14 protein-coding genes and 1 pseudogene are annotated in these 21,548 nt (G+C 42.5%); 10 read left to right on the top strand and 5 right to left on the bottom strand.

The window, feature by feature from the left end; all coding sequences use genetic code 11:
* Positions 1 to 232: 232 nt before the first annotated feature.
* Positions 233 to 721: a TerB family tellurite resistance protein gene (locus LYNGBM3L_RS28570; protein WP_131827209.1), complete on the bottom strand. Its 489-nt coding sequence runs from the start codon at positions 719 to 721 to the stop codon at positions 233 to 235.
* 427 nt (positions 722 to 1,148) lie between these two features.
* On the opposite strand from LYNGBM3L_RS28570, the gene LYNGBM3L_RS28575 reads away from it, so the two are divergent.
* The 10 genes and pseudogenes from LYNGBM3L_RS28575 (at position 1,149) to LYNGBM3L_RS28600 (ending at position 16,330) form a co-directional block, all read left to right on the top strand.
* Entirely contained in the window at positions 1,149 to 2,366 is a 1,218-nt protein-coding gene (locus LYNGBM3L_RS28575; RefSeq protein ID WP_008189619.1) for an ATP-grasp domain-containing protein, read from the top strand.
* Positions 2,367 to 2,465: 99 nt separating this feature from the next.
* On the top strand, positions 2,466 to 3,317 hold the full coding sequence (locus LYNGBM3L_RS28580; RefSeq protein ID WP_008189621.1) for a GNAT family N-acetyltransferase: 852 nt from the start codon (positions 2,466 to 2,468) through the stop codon (positions 3,315 to 3,317).
* Positions 3,318 to 4,217: 900 nt separating this feature from the next.
* A pseudogene (locus LYNGBM3L_RS37300) lies at positions 4,218 to 4,364 on the top strand (transposase); the annotation flags it as partial.
* A gap of 441 nt (positions 4,365 to 4,805) precedes the next feature.
* A complete protein-coding gene (locus tag LYNGBM3L_RS28585; protein ID WP_008189625.1) occupies positions 4,806 to 6,191 on the top strand; it encodes an MATE family efflux transporter in 1,386 nt (461 codons plus the stop codon).
* 414 nt (positions 6,192 to 6,605) lie between these two features.
* The gene (locus tag LYNGBM3L_RS46765; protein ID WP_008189626.1) at positions 6,606 to 6,974 is read left to right on the top strand and encodes a hypothetical protein; all 369 of its coding nucleotides are present in this window, start codon (positions 6,606 to 6,608) and stop codon (positions 6,972 to 6,974) included.
* 222 nt (positions 6,975 to 7,196) lie between these two features.
* Positions 7,197 to 7,934: a hypothetical protein gene (locus LYNGBM3L_RS46770; RefSeq protein ID WP_008189629.1), complete on the top strand. Its 738-nt coding sequence runs from the start codon at positions 7,197 to 7,199 to the stop codon at positions 7,932 to 7,934.
* A gap of 99 nt (positions 7,935 to 8,033) precedes the next feature.
* Positions 8,034 to 8,156, top strand: coding sequence for a hypothetical protein (locus LYNGBM3L_RS49075; protein WP_267872110.1), 123 nt, complete (start codon positions 8,034 to 8,036; stop codon positions 8,154 to 8,156).
* Positions 8,157 to 8,198: 42 nt separating this feature from the next.
* The gene (locus tag LYNGBM3L_RS48000; RefSeq protein ID WP_229414751.1) at positions 8,199 to 8,405 is read left to right on the top strand and encodes a phytanoyl-CoA dioxygenase family protein; all 207 of its coding nucleotides are present in this window, start codon (positions 8,199 to 8,201) and stop codon (positions 8,403 to 8,405) included.
* Between the two features lie 6 nt (positions 8,406 to 8,411).
* Positions 8,412 to 9,029, top strand: a complete 618-nt coding sequence (locus LYNGBM3L_RS28595) for a phytanoyl-CoA dioxygenase family protein (RefSeq protein ID WP_324293518.1) — start codon at positions 8,412 to 8,414, stop codon at positions 9,027 to 9,029.
* Positions 9,030 to 9,061: 32 nt separating this feature from the next.
* Positions 9,062 to 16,330, top strand: a complete 7,269-nt coding sequence (locus LYNGBM3L_RS28600; protein WP_008189636.1) for a non-ribosomal peptide synthetase — start codon at positions 9,062 to 9,064, stop codon at positions 16,328 to 16,330.
* A 193-nt stretch (positions 16,331 to 16,523) separates the two neighbouring features.
* On the opposite strand, the gene lepB is transcribed toward LYNGBM3L_RS28600, so the two are convergent.
* The 4 genes from lepB to LYNGBM3L_RS28620 form a co-directional block, all read right to left on the bottom strand.
* Entirely contained in the window at positions 16,524 to 18,161 is a 1,638-nt protein-coding gene (gene lepB / locus LYNGBM3L_RS35555) for a signal peptidase I (protein WP_008189639.1), read from the bottom strand.
* Between the two features lie 628 nt (positions 18,162 to 18,789).
* Positions 18,790 to 18,957 (bottom strand): transposase, encoded by a 168-nt coding sequence (locus LYNGBM3L_RS50665; RefSeq protein WP_081431930.1) that lies wholly within the window; start codon positions 18,955 to 18,957, stop codon positions 18,790 to 18,792.
* 146 nt (positions 18,958 to 19,103) lie between these two features.
* A complete protein-coding gene (locus tag LYNGBM3L_RS28615) occupies positions 19,104 to 19,640 on the bottom strand; it encodes a Uma2 family endonuclease (protein WP_008189645.1) in 537 nt (178 codons plus the stop codon).
* A gap of 248 nt (positions 19,641 to 19,888) precedes the next feature.
* Positions 19,889 to 21,352 carry a sodium/glutamate symporter gene (locus LYNGBM3L_RS28620; RefSeq protein ID WP_008189647.1) on the bottom strand — a complete coding sequence of 488 codons (1,464 nt, stop codon included), beginning with the start codon at positions 21,350 to 21,352 and terminating at the stop codon, positions 19,889 to 19,891.
* Between the last annotated feature and the right edge of the window lie 196 nt (positions 21,353 to 21,548).

A 21,548-nucleotide genomic window follows, 5' to 3' on the forward strand; every position in this document is an offset into this window, starting at 1 on the left:
TATCAATGTCCTAACTTTAATGGGTAGTGCTATATCCGCTGGAGTTTACGATAAGGTTCGTTGACGATGCTTGTTGGTAAATTTAGTCAACCAGAAGAGGGGGGTGTTAAACCCCTACAACCTCACCTCATCATAGGTTGTGTTTTTTTGTCAAAGGGTAAGTTTTGGTAAAAAGTAAGCTCAAACTACAGATGTTAGAAAAATCAGCTATAAACATAGTTGATGAATGAAACTATTCAACGTCAGTTTCAAATATCGCTAGTCGTAGCCGGTCTGCTGACTCTTCTATTTCCGCCAAAGACTCAAGGCTAACAACTACTTTCCGTTCAATTCCTAAAATTTCCGCTGCTCGATCAACAGCTGCTTTTTCTTTTTCGTGGTACACTCCATCAGCACGGCTCATTTTTATGGCTTGATATAACATAGAATGGCCGACATTTATAGAAAAATCATAATGAATAGCGCTCAATAACTGTTCGATGTCGGCATTTTTCCCATCGAAGTTTATGACATTTTCTTCTAGGAGGTCAGATGGTGTTCCCATCTGCTGCTGTTCTTCCATAAACCAATCTATTTCTTCCTGTGCTAACTCACCATCAGCACTAGCGATCGCCACTACTGCTCTGAGATAGTTTCTGGCCACATCAACATTGATAGGTGCAGTGACGTTGTATTTCCTCTTGGCATATCCCGTCATTTCAAAACTTGTTTCAGTGGTCATTGTTTTTGTTTCTAGAATAAACTTCGCCGCTAATTCTAGCACACCTTCCCCACTTCACAATCTATTACTTAATTATTACGTCTTTTGATTGAGGGCAAACCTATCTAATTTGGCTTGAAAAATTACGCTTTCTATGTATCGATAAGCTAAGAGCGATGTTCCCAAGCAACCGTTTGGCGATCGCGCTGACTCTATAGCACTACTAAAACTAAAATAAATTTCACATAAATTCACCAATAACCTGATAAAATAACGCTTTGATTTAGGACTACTAACAAATTATTTTTAGATTATCTTTAGGATTTACGCATTGACAACTTGACGGAAATATGAAATCATAGCTGCTTAGATGTGATTGCCCTACCGGCAGTGCTCAAAAGCCAATCTTGACCTAGACTCCAGCCCGAATTGCTGCCTTAGAGGGTTAATGAATAAGAACATCACAACACCAAATACTATTTGCTGTTTTATTGCCGGACCTCTCCACTCCCCTTCTTTGTTACGTGCAATCAAACGTCTAGGAATTTCTGTCTATGGGCAACAACCAATAGCTCCCCTACCAAAAACAATCACTGTTCTTAAAGATGCCAAAGCGATATCTTTGATGCAAGATAAAGATACCGCAGTCATGATAAACTGGGAAGCAAGTCTCTCTTTTATTCTTCAGAATCTACCAAAACAACGTTTAAATCAAGTTAATACATTTAAAAATAAAGCAATCTTCCGTCGGCTATTCAAAGACTTGTATCCGGACTTATTTTATCTGGAACTGACAAGGGATGCTCTGGGGGATTTTAAGTTTCCACGAGAAATTGATAAGGTAGTACTTAAGCCCAGCATAGGAACTGCCTCTATAGGCGTTCGCATTGTGCATGGACAAGAGGAATGGGATCAGGCAGTAGATTGGGTTCTTGAAGATATTGATAGAGCTACAAAACAAATGAATTCTACTGTGTTAAGCGATTCCTATTTCCTTGTAGAGGAATTTGTAGAGGGCGAAGAGTTTGCCTGCGATGGTTTCTGGGACAAAAATGGTAAAACCATAATCACTGGTATTTATCAGCATCCTTTCCTCTCAAACTCCGATGTAAGTGACACATTATACTATACATCGAAACAAGTAGTAGCTAAAACAATAGAGCCCACCATGGCAGTGATGAACTATATTGGAGCTAAGCTTGATCTACGCCGTTTTCCGTTTCATTTTGAGTTTAGACTATCTAGTAATGGAACTCTCTTCCCTATTGAATTAAATCCCTTGCGCTTTGGAGAAGTTGCGCTACCTGACACTGTAGAGTATGCTTTTGGTTTCAATCCCTATGAGCTTTTTTTTACCGATGAATCTCCTGATTGGAATTCCCTACTAGCCAATGTAGATACTTCTAAGATTTATGCCTTTATTATTGGTAGTTTGCCACCCCATTATACTCCAAAAAAATATCTTATTGATCAGGAATCATTCCGCAAGATTTTTGGAAATAGACTACTCAACTATTTACCAAGCGATCCGACAATTAGTCCCTTTTTTGGGGTGGCGCATATTGTTGCGGATAAAGTCGAAGATGTGCTTGACTATTTACATCTTGATTTTGAACGGTTTCTGCATCCATGTTTTGAACCTAGTCCAATTAAATTAGCGTTATAGTTCAAGTCAAGATTGACAGGTTTTGTCTAAATACCAAAATTGAGTATTGACTATGCCATTTACAGTGGCGCTTACAAGATTTAAAACACGAGCAAACAAATGACTATTACACCAGAAGATAATTTTCAAGTTCGTCCTATGACCAAAGATGATATTAAAATTGCCTTAAGCTGGGCAGTATCTGAGGGGTGGAATCCAGGTATTGATGATGCTGATAATTATTATATTGCTGATCCTGGGGGATTTTTAATTGGAGAATTAAATGGAAAACCGATTAGTTCTATTTCTGTAGTGCGATATGAACCTCAATTTAATTTTATTGGTCTTTATATTGTTAAACCGGAAGAACGAAAAAAGGGATTTGGTTTAAAAACATGGCAAGAAGCATTGAATTTAATTTCTGGGCAGCCTGCTGCTCTTTATGCTGTCTTAGAACAAGTTAATAATTATCAAAAATTTGGTTTCAAACCTGCTCATTATAATTTCCGTTATCAAGGAATAATTGTCGGCACAATTTCGCCAGATGTCAGGGATTTAAAGTCTATTGATTTTGAGCAACTTTGTCGTTATGGTCGGCGATATTTTCCTAGTCATCGTTCTCATTTTCTTTCGAGATGGATTAACCAACCTCATGGGCAAGGTTACGCTATCCTTAACGATGGTGAGTTGGCAGGCTATGGAGTAATTAGAAAAGCTACAGATGGCTTTAAAATCGGTCCTATATTTGCAGAAAATGAAGACATAGCAGAAAAGTTATTCTTAGCCTTAGCTACTTATGCTGAAGGAAGTCCTATATATGTAGACGTACCTAATCTTAATAAATCGGCTATTATCTTATTTGAAAATTATCAAATGAACCCTATGTTTGAATGTATAGCCATGTACACAGCTGAACCACCTAATATTGATTGGCACAAGGTTTTTGCTGTTACTAGTGTGGAATTAGGTTGAATTTTTTTGAAAAGTATTGCAAACAAATTAAAATTTTCTGGACTCAATTTTTGGTTACTGTAAAGTTTTATAAAAAAATATGTTTTTGTCACAAAATCCAAGCAAAATACTATCCATATAGTACAGGGTAATCGCATTTTAATCGAGCTCTGAAATTGTTGTAACCTGGGTTAATTTTTGAGTGCATAATTGAGACTCGATGGTAAAGAATTGAGTCTGTATGTTCTACTGCCGTGCTGATGATTTTTTCCTAATTGGCTGCAGTCAGAGCATCCCCTCCTTAAACTGGCTTTGGCTCACTTTGGGATTACTGTGGTGGGCAAAGGGGCTGACTCAGGGGCACTGGCTGCCAGGATTTTGATCACAAAATCATTGTCCATTCCAGCCTGATAGCGCTTCATCTTCAGACAAGGCGCGGGAGGGTTCGCGATCCACGTAAATTAATACTCAAGCGACGCAATAAACCCAGATTTTGAGCGGAATACCAGTACCGATGCGACTAGCATCTTCGTATTTTGTGACATCGAGCACCCAATGCAAACTGTTTTCAATACTCCAATGGCAGCGAATCACCTGGTTGTGCCGTTGCGCTTCTGCTCCTTTGAGTACTGATGTAGAATCGAACCTCTGTGGTCGTTTTATTCCATAATTGGCGTTGAGTGCGAACCATCACCACAGTCGTTAAGCCCAGCCACTGGCCTTGCCGATGCAAAGGGAGAAGTTGACTGACCGATACCGCCCAGACTTGGCGAGTTTCGAACCGGTGATGCCCAAAAAGCGAGGGTCTGGTGATAGCTGTAGTTAATTCCCTGCCAGTTCATTGCTTGAGCTTGCGCGGGACCAATCTTCCACCTGCGCCGCTTTGCTTCCCCTGGTTGCCTTTGAGAGCTAAGACATAGTCGTATTGAGCAACTGATTCAACTTGCAGGCTGTCAATTGTTATATTTACCTCCCTATTCTCCAGACCTTAACAAGATTGAGCGATGCTGGTCTTGGATCATATGTCGTATTCGTAAACAACAAAACCCGTATGATTGTCTACGGTAGCTAAGGAGTATGTCTTGCACAAGGCGTCCTAACCGTTGTGGCGGTTGCTATAACTGCTTGCACTTTTGAGAGACAACCTTGACAGCAGAAACACTTTTGAACTTTATAAGCCGCTCTTTGTCAAGTGCAATTTATACCAAACTCAATGGGATTACCCTGGTCTAAACTCTAGGTTGTAATACTCAGGAAGTTTTATTATAATTTCAGTGTTCTTATGGGATATTAAATATGAGAAGATTCAAAACAATTACTTGAAAACCGATGGTTGTGCCGAAGACAGGCTATGCAGAGACATTCCCGGATAATGTCTGTCGTTCAAGCCACTTCGTCTGAAAATTTTTCCAAAAAAATTATTGATGCATCCGATTTTCCTTGTAAAGGGAAGTTGGTACATACCTTACTGCATATTCTAAGGTATCTTGTTGTATTAGCTGGATTTTTATGACAATCACATCTTCAGTTCATAATTCCGAGAACTTTGTCTTTCGCTTTTTACGCCTAAGCTTAATTAGTACTCTAGCTAATATGACTGTTCCGCTAGCGGGTCTTATTGATGCTATCTTTCTAGGACATATTGACAACATCAAAATGTTAGCAGGGGTGACTTTGGCTACGATTATATTTGATTATCTCTACAGGATTTTACAATCTTTGAGAGATAGTACGAGCGCTATAACAGCCCACGCTTTAGGCAGTTCAAGGCAGCAAGAAGAAATACTTTTAGCTATTTTGCAGGGTGGGTTTGTTGCTCTAGTTGTTGGTCTAGTTATTTTGCTACTACAGTATCCCCTACAGATTCTCGGATTTGCTATCCTCAATGGCACGCCAGATATTGAAACTCAAGGCATGATTTATTTTCAGGCTCGGATCTGGGGTGCTCCTGCTGTCTTATTAATCTATGTATTGACGGGTTGGTATCTTGGGCAGAAGCAACAAAGAACAGTTCTGATCATGTCTTTAGTCGGTGTTGCAAGCAACGCCATGCTTGACTATGGGATGATTGTAAGGTTAGGGTGGGGTGCCTTTGGAGCAGGTATAGCAACCGCACTAAGCCAATATATTGCTCTCAGTGTTGCCCTTGTCGGAGTCTGTCTTCAAATTAAATGGTCAAAACTACAGCAAGTCTCAAGTCTAGTTTTGCGATGGAAAGCATTGAAAAAAATTCTCGCATTAAGTGGTAATATTACGGTTCGATTTTTAGTCTTAATTTCGGCTTATGCTATTTTTACAAATTTTAGTGCAACCCAAGGCAATCTAACTCTAAGTAGTAATGGTTTACTGTTGCAATGGATTTTAGTTGGTGCTTTTGCTATCCATGGAATCCGACTGACAAGTCAAACTTTCATAGGGAGTTTTGCCAGTAAAGGAGCAGATGAGTTGGTTTTAAAGAGCTTATATTTATCAATGCTAACAAGTATACCAATCGTTTTTGGGTTTGCAGTATTACCACTCTTCTTCCCAGTTAAGATGTTTAGGTTACTGACTAATCATACAGAACTCTACCCGATTATGCAGGAAACCCTAATCTGGCTGTTTCCTTTTCTTCTCGCCCTTGCCAGCGCATCAATGTTAGAAGGATACTTTATTGGTTTAAAACGGGGTGTAACATTGCGAAATGCAGCTTTAGCTGCATTTATAGTCATGTATCTACCAATATCTATTACGGCAAGATATCTTGAGAATGTTAATCTGCTTTGGGCTTCATTGGTTGTTTACATGGCAGGAACAGCAATCTACCTAGCTAGGTGCGTTCTGGCAGAGCGAGTATTTGAACAAACCGTTGACACTCCCCCGGATGAATCACGGAGTATTCTAACCAAGGTTTAGCCTGCCGTCAGGCATAATTGCTACAACGTAGATTGAAGTTGAAGAAAAAAGGTTCTGCCAACTAAACGGGCAAGGGGTCTCCCGTTAAATCAAAGATTATAACGGGAGACCTTGCTCTCAAGGTGCGGAACTGAATTCCGCACACAGCCCCACCCTACGGCAGGGCCGTTTCATTCTCCACCCAAAAATTTGGGGTTAGGGATCTAAAAGCCTTTCATACTAGGCGATCGGATCATTTTTTTCTAAGATTAGACATTTTCAGAGGAAAAAAGAGATAAAACTGTCTCCAGTTCTGAGTTTAGGCGATCGCAAAAATTTAGAATCTGGAGTTTAGACTAACTGACTCCAAGGACTTGACCCCTAGTTCGTCAGGATGAGAAGATAAAAACTTTATAGAACTTTCCTCAAGTCCTGATGAAACTGAAACGATTACGAGAGTTTAGCCAAAAGGTCTATAATCAGATGGGAACTGCAAAGGATGCTGTTTTTGAATTGATGGATGCTGCGATCTTGACTCTTCGTCCAAGTTGTTTGGCGGAATTGTCTCTATCTTCTGTCTTTCGTAGAGAGTGGCACTCAGCCTATGAAGCACTGTCTGATTGTAGACCTCACTGGTCAAATTTGCTGAAACTTTTTATACTCGAAATACCTCCAATCATTCATCCAATATTAGTAGCTGACCATTCACCTTATTCCCTCCCGGATGCGGTGACTCTTACTGAAAAAACATACGAGTATCAAGCGTCTTCTGTGTCAGTAAATCCTCCAGTGGGCGTGGGGTAAAGGTACTCGACAGTTACTTATCTCCCTGAAAACAAAGGGAGTTGAGCGTTACCATTAAGCCATGAAAGAATCACTTCTGAACAAACTCCCATTGAAAAAGTAGCCACTCAACTGAAATAAATTTGTTATCTTTTAACTCAACGACCCATTGTACTGTTTGACAGTCAATATGGTTGTGCAAAATTACTCTTATAAATCGCAAATATCTGGTGTGACAAATTAATGCGATTGCGTTATAATCTTTGTCTATATGGATTTCCACCAGGTTATTCAGGTATTGATCGTCCCCAAAAACATGGTCATAAATTCAAGCTGAATGACTCAACGACTTGGAATGAACCGGATGACATAGCGGAAGTTAATGACCCTAAATTTGGAAAAATCAAGTTGAAAGTCTGGCACAACTATCACTTCAAAGAATCCGCTTCACATTCAATGTCTATTGTACGAGTTGAACAATTTGACTCGAAAAAGACCAAGCCGTTATGGTTAGCTTGGGTTGGGTTTGAAATGCCATATCTATTGGAAGTTTTTAAGTTATACCAAAGACGTTTTACTATTGAGTATTGGTATCGATTTGCCAAACAGAGACTCCATTGGACATTACCGAAATTGGGAACAAAAGAAGGGTGTGACCGATGGATTCAATTGATGCCTTTAATGACTTGGCAGTTGTGGTTAGCCCACAAAAAAATCACAGATAATCCTTTACTTTGGCAAAAACATCAAACTCAATTATCCCCCCGAAGAACCGCAGCAGCTTGGAGCGAAGTAATGTTTGCGATTGAAGTAATGTTTGCGATTGTTACACCTACTAGTTCACCTAAACTGCGTGGAAAATTCCCAGGCTGGCAAAAATGCAAAAAGAGGAATAAGAAACTAAGGTGTCCTATTGTAAAAAAGGGCAAAGGTACCTTTGAAAGCCAAAATAAAACGAATAAATTTAAAAAATTACCCTGATTTTTATAGAAATTTCGCAACGATTTCAGTTTGAATTTACCCCAGTGATTGACTCATTATTCAAGCTTTAGTCTAAACTCCAGTGGACTGGTGGAAGCAATGGCAGAAAGTGGAGGAGGTCGGGAAGTCATTGACAAAATTGCCAGGACTTTCCAAGCAATTAATCGGCTATCTCCCGAAGAAGTGGCTGCCATGCTAGCTCAGATGAAGGAAAACTCGTAAAAGCCTATGAAGTTTCAAGTTGTTTATAAACCCATAAACTTTATGAAACTTACAACAGAACAAATAGACCAATATAACAACCAGGGATTTCTGTTAATTCCCGATTTATTTTCTCAAGAGGAAGTCTCGCTGATACAAGAACAGCTACCCGGTTTAATGGCTGAAGATGTACCAGGGCGAGTGCTAGAAAAAGATCGTCATACGGTTCGCGCTTTACACGGTTGCCATCTGTTTAACAAGGTTTTCTAGAACTTAATCCGAGAACCGCGCTTGCTCGAACCTGCCCATCAGCTTCTTGGCAGTCAGGTGTATCTTTACCAATTTAAGATTAATTTAAAAGCAGCTTTTGGTGGAGATGTATGGCCTTGGCATCAAGATTTTATCTACTGGCACAAGGAAGATGGAATGCCACTACCCAAGGTGATTAGCCTAGCAATTTTATTGGATGATCTCAATGAATTTAACGGACCGATGATTTTTATTCCAGGTTCCCACAAACCGGGAATACTCGATCTAGAAGCATCGGTAGCCAAAACTGAAGCTAATCCTGAAACAGCAGATTGGAAAGTGAATGTTAGCGCAAATCTTAAGTATTGTATTCCCCCACAAACTGTTACACAATTAGTTAAAAAATTTGGAATTTTAGCCCCGAAAGGTACGGCTGGCTCTATACTGTTGTTCGATAGCAACGTGGTTCATGGCTCGGTTACCAACATTTCTCCTTTTCCCCGCCGACTTATGATTATTACTTACAACAGTGTCGAGAATCTTCCCGTTTATGTCGATCGGCCCAGACCAGAATTTTTGGTTAGTCGCGATTATAAGCCACTGAAACCTCTAGCTGATTCTGAAAGCCTCTTGTCTGCTAAATAAAAACGATAAAAATTAGGAATGGTTTCAAAAAAATGGATAAGTCTTCTTCAGATCGTTTTTTCCCTACAGACAAACAAGAACTCCTCAAACTCCTGCTCCAGAAAAAAGGCTTGCGTCAAGGGTCGGCCAAAACGATAACTCGCCGAACCGATGCTGGACCAATACCGTTTTCCTATTTTCAGGAACAACTGTGGTTGCTCGCACAACTCAATCCCAAGGTTCCTTTCTATAACGAGCCCGTAACAGTTCATATTCGGGGTCAATTAGATGCGATCGCACTAGAGAAAAGCCTGAAGGAAATTATCCGCCGTCACGAAGCTTTACGAACTAAGTTTATGATTGTGAGCGGACAACCCCTTCAAATTATTGCTCCACCACCTGATTTTAAGTTGACAAGGATCGACCTGCGGGAATTTCCGAAAAACAAACGGGAAACTGAAGCGCGACAACAGGCAACTTTAGAAGCCCAAAAACTATTCGATCTGACTGCTTCTGGGCTACTCATGCGAGCCATCTTGATACAGCTAACAGACCAAGAGTATCGGTTATTTCTAACCTTCCATCATATCGCAATCGACGGAGTTTCCCTGTATGGTATTTTTCTGAAAGAATTGGCAACCCTCTACCAAGCCTTTTCCTCAGGTCAGCGATCGCCCCTTCCCGAACTCCCCCTACAATATGCAGACTTTGCCGTGTGGCAGCGACAGTGGATGCAGGGCGAAGTGTTGTCCCAGCAAATTGACTATTGGAAACAAAAACTCAGTGGCGAACTGCCCATACTTCAGTTACCCTGCGATCGTCCCCGACCTCCAGTACAGAGTTTTCGAGGTGCAAAGCAAAAGTTAACCTTGTCTAAAAGTCTGAGTGAGGCACTCAAAGCCTTCAGTCAGCAGGAAGAAGTAACGCTATTTATGACATTGTTAACAGCCTTCAAAACCTTGCTCTATCGATACACACAGCAGGAAGATTTGATGGTTGGCACGGCGAGTTCAGGTCGCCATTCCCCAGAAATTGAAAACCTGATTGGCTACTTTGTGAATATGCTGGTGTTGCGGACAGATTGTTCGGGCAATCCCAGTTTTCGACAGTTGCTCGAGCGGGTGCGAAAAGTCCTGTTAGAAGCCTATGCTCATCAAGATATCCCCTTTCAAAAACTTGTGGAGACACTCCATCCCGTACGCGACCTAAGTAAAAATGCTCTGTTCCAGGTGATTTGTACGATGGAACCACCACCACCAGCCTTTGATTTAGACTGGACTGTTAGCCTGCAAGATGTGGATAACGCTACGTCAAAGTTTGATTTATTTCTAAATCTAGAAGACAGACCGGAAGGAATTATTGGTTACTTTGAGTATAGCACAGATTTGTTTGATGCTGACAGGATACACCGGATGGTGGCTCATTTTCAGACCTTGCTAGAGGGAATCGTTACCAATCCCAACCAAAGCATTTCTGAATTACCTCTGTTAACCGACAAAGAGCGTCATCAACTGTTAGTGGAGTGGAATAATACCCAGCTTGACTATCCCAAAGATAAGTGCATTCATCAGTTGTTTGAGGAACAGGTGGAAAAAACACCCGATGCAGTAGTGGTGGTATTTGAAGGTGAAGAATTAACTTATCGGGAGTTGAATTGTCGGGCGAATCAATTAGCACATTATTTACAATCTATAGGAGTCGGACCAGAAGTTTTGGTGGGGATATGTGTTGAACGTTCTATTGAGATGGTGGTGGGATTGTTGGGCATTATCAAAGCCGGTGGGGCTTATGTTCCCCTAGACCCAGGTTATCCGATTGAGCGCATCTCCTATATGCTGAAAAATTCTCAAGCTTCAGTACTATTAACTCAAAAAAACTTGGGAGCTGGATTACCGGAAAATAAAGTGCAAATCATTTGTTTAGATGCTGAATGGAATCTAGTTAGTCAAGAAACTGACTTAAATCCCAACTGTACTGCTGATCAGGAAAACTTGGCTTATGTAATCTACACTTCCGGTTCTACAGGTAAGCCTAAAGGTGTAGCAATGAAGCACCTTGCCTTGAGCAATTTGATTTTGTGGCAACGGTCAAACACAACAGTTTCACCAAAAGCAAAAACCCTGCAATTTGCACCAATTAGCTTTGATGTCTCCTTTCAGGAAATATTTTCAACCTGGTGTGGGGGTGGAACTTTAGTCTTAATCTCAGAAGAACTGCGACGAGACCCTGTTGCTTTGCTACATTTATTAAGAGCAAAACAAATAGAAAGACTGTTTCTTCCTTTTGTTGCTTTACAGCAGTTAGCAGAGACCGCTCAAACTTTGGGATTGATTCCCACCAGTCTCGTGGAAGTAATAACAGCAGGGGAACAGTTGCAAATTACCCCAGCGATCGCAGGCTTTTTCTCCCAGCTCAAAGATTGTTCCCTTCATAATCAATATGGACCATCAGAAACTCATGTAGTTACAGCATTCACCTTAACGGGTTCTACTGAGAATTGGTCAGCACTACCACCTATTGGTCGTCCCATTGCTAACACTCAGATTTACATCTTAGATCAATTGGCACAACCTGTACCTGTGGGAATTTCTGGAGAGTTGTACATCGGGGGAGTTTGCCTAGCCCGAGGCTATCTCAACCGTCCTGACTTGACCGCAGAACGATTTATTGCCAATCCCTTTAGTCAAGAACAGGGGTCGGGCCTTTACAAAACTGGAGACTTAGCCCGTTATTTACCCGATGGCAATATCGAATATCTCGGTCGCATCGATAATCAGGTCAAGGTGCGGGGTTTCCGGATCGAAGTTGGGGAAATTGAAGCAATACTTGCCCAACACCCCGACCTGCGGCAGACTGCGGTGATTGTCCGAGAAGACCCACCAGGGAATAAGCGCTTAGTCGCCTATGTTTGTCCACATGAGGGGCAAATCCCGACTTCCGGTCAACTGCGCCGCTTTCTTTCCGAAAAGTTACCAGACTACATGGTGCCTGGGACTTTTGTGACGTTAGAAGCTTTACCCTTAACACCCAGTGGCAAAGTCGATCGCAAGGCTCTACCAATTCCCGATGCTTCAAGTTTGATTCGTGAAACCAGTTTTGTTGCCCCCCGGGATTCGGTAGAACTGCAACTAGCTCAAATTTGGTCAGAGATTCTGGGTGTTTCTCCCATCGGAGTTCACGACAACTTTATTGAATTAGGCGGACATTCCCTATTAGCCACCAAAATTATCGGGCTAGTGCGCGATCGATTCGGGGTAGAATTACCCCTGAATTGCTTGTTTGAGTGTCCCACAGTTGCTGAGTTAGCCAAGGAGGTTCTTCAGGAAGAGGGATTAACTATTGTACCACCCCTACAACCCATTTCACGAGAGCAAACCATTCCTTTATCTTTTGGGCAAGAACAACTGTGGTTTATCAACCAGTTAACGCCAGAAGAACCAGTATACAACGAAACCTTGAGCATTCATCTAGGTGGAGATATCAATATTCCTGCCTTGGAAGAAAGTCTGACGGAACTCATCCGCCGTCACGAAATTCTGCGGACCACCTATTCAGTTGTTAACGGTCAACCTTGCCAGGAAATTCATCCACCATCTGCATTTACTTTACCGATTGTCGATTTGCGAGAATGGTCAGAAACAAAACGAGAAACAGAAGCGGTGCGTATTGCCACCAAACAGCTTCGCCAACGATTTGACCTCACCCGAGGCCCCTTGCTGCGAGCTACTCTCATTCAGCTTGCTTCAGACAACTATCGGCTCTACTTCGCTATTCATCACAGTGTTATAGATGCCGAATCATTTGTGCATATTATCCAGGAATTAGAAATTATCTATACAGCATTTTGTCAAGGTTTACCGTCACCTCTGCCAGCATTACCCATACGATATGCCGATTTTGGGGTTTGGCAACGCCAGAGGTTACAGGGAAAAGTTCTGTCCCATCAGCTTGCCTACTGGGAGAAAAAACTAGAAAATTTACCCCAGTTACAACTTCCCACTGACCGTCCTCGCACTCCACAAACCACTTTTACCGGTTCATTTCTTCGTCACCGACTTTCCTTTGAATTAATCGAAAAGCTCAAAACTCTTAGCCGCCAAGAAAGTGTTACCTTATTTGTGACCTTCGCGACAGCAATCAAAGTTTTGCTTTATCGCTATTCGACCCAGGAAGATATTGTTCTGGGTACTATCATTTCCCAACGGAATCGACCGGAGTTAGAAGGAATCGTTGGAAACTTTCTCAATGCTTTAGTCTTGCGTAGTGACCTCAGCGGCAACCCTAGTTTCTGCGAACTGTTAAAACGAGTCCGGAATGTCTGTTTATCAGCTTACTCCCATCAAGATGTGCCGTTCCAGAAGGTGGTAGAAGCCCTTCATCCCGATTACCAAGTCAACCAAAATCCCATCTTTCAGGTGGCTTTTACGATGGATCCACCTCTAGTAACCGAAGACAAGTTAGGATGGAAGGCGTTTTACTTCGAGGTAGACCCTGAGATTTCTAAGTTTGACATCACTTTCTATCTGTTAGAGGAAGAATCTGAGGGAATGGTTATTCTGACTGAATACAACACTGATTTGTTTGATGCCACTACAATTAAGCGGATGAGCGGGCATTTAAATACTTTGCTAGAGGGAATTGTTATCAATCCCAACCAAAGCATTGCTGAATTACCTTTGTTGACTGAAAGTGAGCGTCATCAGTTGTTGTTAGAATGGAATAATACTCAAGCTGAATATCCCAAGGATAAGTGCATTCATCAGTTGTTTGAGGAACAAGTAGAAAGAACACCGGATGCAGTGGCGGTGGTATTTGAAGATCAAAAATTAACTTATCACGAGTTAAATTGTCAAGCCAATCAACTGGCGCATTATTTGGAAAATATGAGGGTAAGACCAGAGGTATTAGTGGGCATCTGTGTCGAACGTTCTCTGGAGATGCTGGTGGGATTATTGGGGATTCTTAAAGCAGGTGGGGCTTATGTGCCATTAGACCCTAATTATCCTACCGAACGCATTGCCTATATGCTGGAAGATTCCTCGGTGCCAGTTTTGTTAACACAATCTAAGTTGCGTGATCGACTTCCAGAAACACAGGCTCAGGTGGTATTGTTGGATGCAGATTGGAATGGGATTAACTCAAAATCCCAACAGAACCCTGTTCATCAAACAATACCTAACAACTTGGCTTATGTGATGTATACATCTGGTTCAACGGGCAAACCGAAAGGAGTTATGGTTGCTCATCAAGGATTGTGCAATTTAGCTTTCGCTCACAATAGACTTTTTGATGTCGAGCAAAACAGTCGCATTCTCCAGTTTGCGTCTTTTAGTTTTGATGTTTCAATCTGGGAAATTGTGATGAGCATTTGTTCTGGGGCGCGACTATTTATGGGAACGACTGAATCATTGCGACCCGGAGCAGAGTTAATAGAGTTATTACAAAAGCAAGCCATTACTCATGTCACTTTATCACCATCAGCGTTCTTCACTTTGACCAATCAAACTCTGCCAACCTTAGAGAATATTATTGTGGGCGGAGAAGCTTGTCCCAAAGAGTTGGTAGAGCAATGGTCAGTGGGTCGGCGCTTTTTCAATGGCTACGGACCGACAGAATCTACTGTTTTTGCAACTGTAGCCGAATGTACCAACATCAATCACAAACCACCGATCGGTCGTCCGATTGCCAACACCGTTATCTATATCCTGGACAAACATCTCCAACCCGTACCCATTGGTGTACCCGGAGAACTCCATATTGGTGGCGTGGGTTTAGCCCGAGGCTATCTCAACCGTCCCGAATTAACAGAGCAAAAGTTTATCCCTAACCCGTTTAGCAATAAACCCGGTTCTCGCCTCTACAAAACTGGGGATTTAGCTCGTTATTTACCCGATGGAAATATAGAGTTTATTGGACGTATTGATCATCAAGTAAAAATTCGAGGTTTCCGGATCGAACTTGGAGAAATTGAAGCAGTACTTGCCCAACATTCCAAGGTGCGAGAAGCTGTAGTCATTGCCCGCGAGGACATTCCAGGAGACAAACGCCTGGTTGCCTATTTAACTACCAATGACGCCAAAACTACAATCAATGATTTGCGTTCCTTCCTCAAAACTAAGCTACCCCACTACATGATTCCTGCTGCTTTTGTCTTTCTCGAAGCAATGCCCCTGACTCCTAACGGTAAAGTCAATCGTCGTGGTTTACCTGTCCCCGATGCTTCAAGTTTGGTTCCAGAAAGCAGTTTTGTTGCCCCCCGGGACTCGGTGGAATTACAACTAGCTCAAATTTGGTCAGATATTCTCGGTGTTTCTCCCATCGGAGTCCGAGATAACTTCTTTGACCTCGGTGGTCATTCTCTGTTAGCAGTGCGTCTGATGGCTGACATTGAGAAAGAATTTGGCAAAAATTTATCTTTAGCCGCCCTTTTCCAAGGCGCTACCCTAGAACAATTAGCCATTCTACTGCGCCAAAAAACTGATACTCACTCTTGGTCTCCCTTAGTTGCCATTCAACCCCTTGGAAACCACCCACCTTTGTTCTGTATGCCTGGTTCCGGTGGCAATGTGGTCTACTTCCACCAACTCGCCCGTCATCTGGGAAATGACCAACCTTTTTACGCCTTGCAACCCCCCAGCTTAGATGGAGTGTCGGAACCCTTTGGTAGTGTTGAAGAGGTAGCCGCTTACTACCTCCAAGCCATCCAATCCCTTCAACCCTCTGGTCCGTACTTCCTCGCAGGTCATTCCTTTGGGGTTATGGTTGCTTTTGAAATGGCACAACAGCTACAACAGTTGGGAGAAACGGTCGCCCTCCTCGCCCTATTTGACCTTCCCGCCCGACTTCCTAGTAGCGCCCCCAAACAGCTAGATTGGGATGATGCCCGATGGTTGACTAATATTGCCCATATCCTCGAAATGTTATCTGGGAAAAATCTAGAGATTTCTTATGAAACCCTCAAACCTCTAACTCCATTAGCCCAATTAAACCATCTCAAACAACAGATGGAAACCGTCAATCTGTTGCCACCTAATTCAGGAATTGAACGAGTGCGTGGGATTGTTCAAACGATTAAAGCTGATGAATTGGCTGTTATGAGTTATCTCCCACAAGCAGGTTATCAAGGTCGGATTACCCTGTTCCGCACCAGCGAAGTTTATCAGGATAAATTGGGAATGCTTGGTGAAGTTCCCACGGATCCAACTTGGGGATGGAATCAGCTTTCTAGGCAACCCGTGGAGGTTAATGTTGTTCCTGGAAACCATACTACTATGTTGAGTGAACCTTATGTTCAGGTGTTAGCTGAACTGTTGAAACTTTAGCCGATACCGTTGGGTGGTGTTGGCAAGAAGCCCGCGTTGTCCCGTTAGGGCAACGTCGGGAGTATGTCACTCAAAACACTTCTTTGTTTGGGACTAGAGTTGACTATTCATGCTGATGCTGCTTGGAGTGCTTACTTTGCTGTCATGATTCGGGAAATGGTTCAAGACTCGAACCAGACAATGTACATCAATTTCACAAGGTTATACCGCTGCGATCGCGAGGCCAGTAGATTATGAATGCTTTACCAATAATGTTCTCTCTGGGAACAACCCCCCAATGGCGGCTATCGTAGCTGTTTTCCCGGTTATCACCTAGTACCAGATAGGAGTTAGGTGGCAGTGTCACCGGTTTACACAAATAGGGTTGCGGTACAGATTTACAAGCATTCATCACTGTTGGTTGACCATCAGCAATATAGTCTTCTGCTAATGGTTGATTATTAATGTAGACCTTTCCATCTTTAAGTTCTACTTTGTCACCTGGTAAACCAACTACACGTTTAATAAATGCCTGCGTTAAGTTTTGCTTTTTGAGAGTATCAGTAGGGTTAAATACTATGATATCTCCTCTCTCTGGATCTTTGAAGCGATAACTTAACTTTTCAATAATCAGGCGGTCATTAATTTGGAGCGTAGGTAACATCCCACCAGCAGGTATGTAGCGAGCTTCTGCAACATATGCTTTCCAACAAAACTGCAAACCAAACTCACAAATACCAAAAATCATTAGGAGTAAAGAAATGGTTACTATAAAATTTTTCGTTCTTTCTCTACGAACTGGTGAAGCCGAGTAAGCATGATAAGCAACAAAACCGGAAAAAATCAGTGGCGCTAAGGGAAAAAATCCTAAAACTATAACAATAATAAAGAATAAAATACCCAGCCCAAATTTCTTAATGTATAAATGCCCCAAACCAGGCCAACCAGGTATTACTCCTGATAAAAATACAGCCAGCCAGGGGTCTTTGTCTCTTTTTCTCAATTCTTCAAAGCTTGCACTATTCGCTTTTATGGCACATTGATGAGCATCAAAGAGATTCCATAACCAGAGCAGCATCATAGCTAACCAGCAGAGGAAGCCGATTACCAATTCAACTTTAGGAGTTAAGATTAGAATTAATCCCAAGTAAAACAGTACATTTATAATAGATATTATCCACAATCCTCTAATAATTTCACCGGAGTATATCTGCCCAAGCCCAGGCAAAAACTTTGATAAAATTACAGCTAACCAAGGTTCTTTTCCAGATAATGACTCGTCATTAATCAGATTTTTTCGACTTTTATTAGCATTATTATACTTATAACTTTTAGCATTGACAGCACTCTTGGGCTGTTGAACTATGCTGTCTTCTATAGGTACATCATTTGAAGTGGTATTATCCGACGACGATATCGGTACCGGGTTGAAAGCAGCAAGGCTCTCTGGTACTCCAACAATTTGATTGTGATCGTCACTTTCGTTCGTTTCGATCTGCTCTTGAGTGCCTCTGCTCAATAGCTCTCCTACTTTGGAGTCATCAAAATTTTTTTGGTGGAGTACTAACTGGATTGTTTCACGCCAATCTGGGGAGTTTTTACCCAACTGACATCCATAAACCTTGACGGTTCTAATCGATTCAACTTCCAAAGCGATGATTTTTTTACGAAGGAAAGCTACTAATTCTTCTTGATTTGGTACTTGAGTTGACTCTAGCAACACAGACAAGCAGTCATCTCTGAGTTTAACTTTAGCTCTAATGCCTTTGGATTTGAGAGAATGGTTGATTAATGCCGCGATCGCTTTTGGATTGCCTTGCTTAGCTAATCCGGTAATGTTCTGATGGCTCATTATTGTAAACTATCGCAGTGATGCTTGTAAAAATCTACTCAATTCAATTAAATTGAAATCAAAGTTTGAGATAAATTAATCTGCTAAAAGTTAGATTTATTAAAAATTTCAATTTTTTGGATACATGAATTTAAGTTAAATTCTGGCTGAAGTTCCCCCGTACACATGTACTAAATAAGTCCAAAAGTACTGCCAATCCTAGCTTTGAGGGTTGTAGAACAACAGTATTACTGGGTACAGACTGACGAGGGAAAACGGCTGAACCTATTGCTATGAATAAATTGTAGCGTACTCGTGCAATGAAGGGTGTACACTGTTGCCATTTATTTTAGCTTAACTTGCGACAGTTCAATGCAACTCCTCCGCCATGTAAAAACTTGTTTTTGGTTAGGGTATGCACTACAATGGGAGCTTAGACTAAAAACCGGTAATCCAGCCGAAACTCCCACTAAACAAGGCTTAGAGAGATTTGTACCCAGTAGTACATTAGTTCTACACTATCAAAATGTAAGCGCAGTAAAGCTTTGAGAGACAGGTAGTACGTTTGTATGGGGGAACTTCAGTTCTGGCATTTTGGTCAGTATAACTGTTAATAACCTTTTAGGTTTTGAGTATTTTTCTGTTGGTTCTATGGAGCGATTTCAGATTTGAGGGTATGGAGATCACGAATTCTAGGATTAAGCCATTGCCTGGTCATTGCCGAGAGTTCGATTTCTGCGATATTGAGCCAGGAGCTATGTTTGGGGCTGTGGTGGATTTTAAGTTTTTTAGTGCGATGCTCCTTGGCCTTGGCCAAAAGGCCACGCTACGCGAATGGGCCACGCTACGCGAATGGAACCGCTTCGCGAACGCATTATCTTGTCGGTTGGATTTCACGAAGCTCAACCCAACATCATCGATCTCGGGCAACAAATAGCATAAAATTAGGTAAGGGGCAACGATCTATGATCGGCGAGTCATAGTCATTACCCCGTTGACCGTAAGTTCGGGGAGAATGCCTAAGCTTGGTAGAATTTCTTCTCCTGAACAGACTATGGGTAGGTCATCTCCCTGCCAGACCCAAATCTGCTGACGAGCGAAATCGATTAACCAGGCTAATTGTGTTCCATTACTGAGGCAATGCAGAATCTTGTTTTGCAAGTTTAAAGTGCTTTGGTCAGGGGAACGAATTTCTATCAGCCAATCGGGTGCTCCATCAAGGGGTCCGTCCTGATCAGGAAGATGATCGCAAGCAACGATAGCAATATCTGGCACTGGCGAGTAGGGAGGTATGATGCAGCGTAGCTCCTGCACCGCTTCAAATCGATTGGTACGATCATTAATGTAATTAACCAGATTGCGTTGTAGGCGCGAGTGAAAGAGGGTTGGCATTGGTTTTTGGACTGCTCGCCCATCAATTAATTCCCATGCCGGAGAAGCCTCAATATTGGCTTGAGTGAGGAATTCTGCGAGGGCAATCCTTGGGATCGACTGGGTCATAGCTACTTACAAAATTTCACTGGTTCAGTTTATACCAACCACAGTACAGGCCAAATCTTGCCCAAGGTTGCCCAAGAGAAGCACGCTTCCCTTGCCCGATTACAGACTAGGGCGTGTTTTCAAAGTTTTACGCAAGATTATGATCCCCCCCAGCCCCCCTTAAAAAAGGGGGGAGCCATACTCAAAGTCCCCCTTTTTTAAGGGGGATAATGGGGGATCTCCGAGGCAAGAAAACACGCCCTAACCCTTCAAAGATTAGCTTGCCTAAATGTCTTTCTCATCCGCTTAAAGTTCCACAGACCAAAGATTAACCAGAAAGCTAGTAATCCTGTGGTTAGCAGTAACACTACCGATGGGCCAAATTGCACAATCAGTGCTGGTGCAGCAGCAGTAAACAAGCCACCACCTACTATCGGTTCAAAGAACAACTGTTTGTAGGCGAAACTCTCAAAAGCACCGGTATGGTTATCTGGGTCTACCATCTGGATCAACAAGATACCGGTTGCTGTCACTCCCATGGATTGTCCCATATCCCCGATGCCACGCTCAAACCAGTATCTGGGGAGTATACGGGGTGCCAGGAAAATAAATCCCCAGATGTTCCAGACGATGCCAGCGATCGCAAGAATTAAAAATGGCAAGAGGTTGTTTCCCAGCACTCTTAGGGAAATCGACGCTAATGCGGTCACAATTACCACATCTAGCGCTACGCCAGAGATACGCTCCTGCAAGGGTCGAATAATTAGTGACCCCAGTCCTAGACGCACGGTTACTACTTGGACAATCAAACCACCAATTAGTGCCATGGGAAAAAGAGGCACATACTGAATGACTTGAAAGCCACCGGCTCCCCAAGTAACTGACTCAATAAACTTGAGCACTGCCAGGATTAGCCAGCCGATTGCGATCGCAACTCCTACAAAAGCAAGGTTCAATGACAGGGGATCGATCAGTAAACCATCCATTAATCTCGCTCTGGTTAACCTGACTTCCGTAGGTTCTCGTTGAATTGTCTGTTGAATTGTATTTTGAATTTTATCCCGAAACTGTTGTAGCTCACTGCTGGGATCAGGGCTCCTGTGGATGTATCCCTTGCGCCTGCCCCAGCTTGCTAGCCAGGTACCTGCGATCACTCCTGAGAGAATACCGACTGTAGCCAAGCCTAGAGCCAAGTCACCACCGTCGTTAAAACCGAGTTTTCTAAAGGTATTGGTCATGCCAGCAGCGGTGCCGTGACCGCCTTCAAAGGCAACTTCGATTAATGCACCTGCGATGGGATCGACACCGAATATCGGACTCAAGACTAACAGAACTAGCAGCAGTCCAATCACATATTGTCCCCAGGCCAGGGTTTGACCGAATGCTACCTGAGGTGCCGCTTTGCGCCAAATTTTTATGGGACTGGGGATAGCTTCACCTAAAAATAAGGCGGCGAAGACAACATTGATAAAGACACCAGGAGACTGAGACCAAAATGTTGCCATGGCTTTCGGAAACAAACCCCCAGCTAGTAAGGAATCTGTACCTGATACGGTAGATGCGATCGCACCCAATACTCCTGGTCCGAGTAACAATGCTACTCCCCCAGCAATAACCGATTCTGGTAGATAAAGGGATTGAAACAGCGGAACTTTCTGTTTGAGAAACCTGCCGATCAGGAGTAAAATCCCGATCATGATCAAAGCAAATAAAGCATTGATGAGCGTAAACATAGCACCTTCCCCTCAGTGGGATAGTTACACCACCGAAGTCAACTGCCTCTGCTAACTAAAAATTTCAAATGTGACGGTAAAGCTTTGATGGTAAAGCTTTAACAGTAAAGCATCGTCGGCGAGTTGAGTCTATCGTGGTGAAGCTGAATAAAAAATTATTGTAACTCAGGCGAGAGATAAAATTCCGTCTAGTCTC

The organism is Moorena producens 3L (genome assembly GCF_000211815.1).
Taxonomy (GTDB): domain Bacteria; phylum Cyanobacteriota; class Cyanobacteriia; order Cyanobacteriales; family Coleofasciculaceae; genus Moorena; species Moorena producens.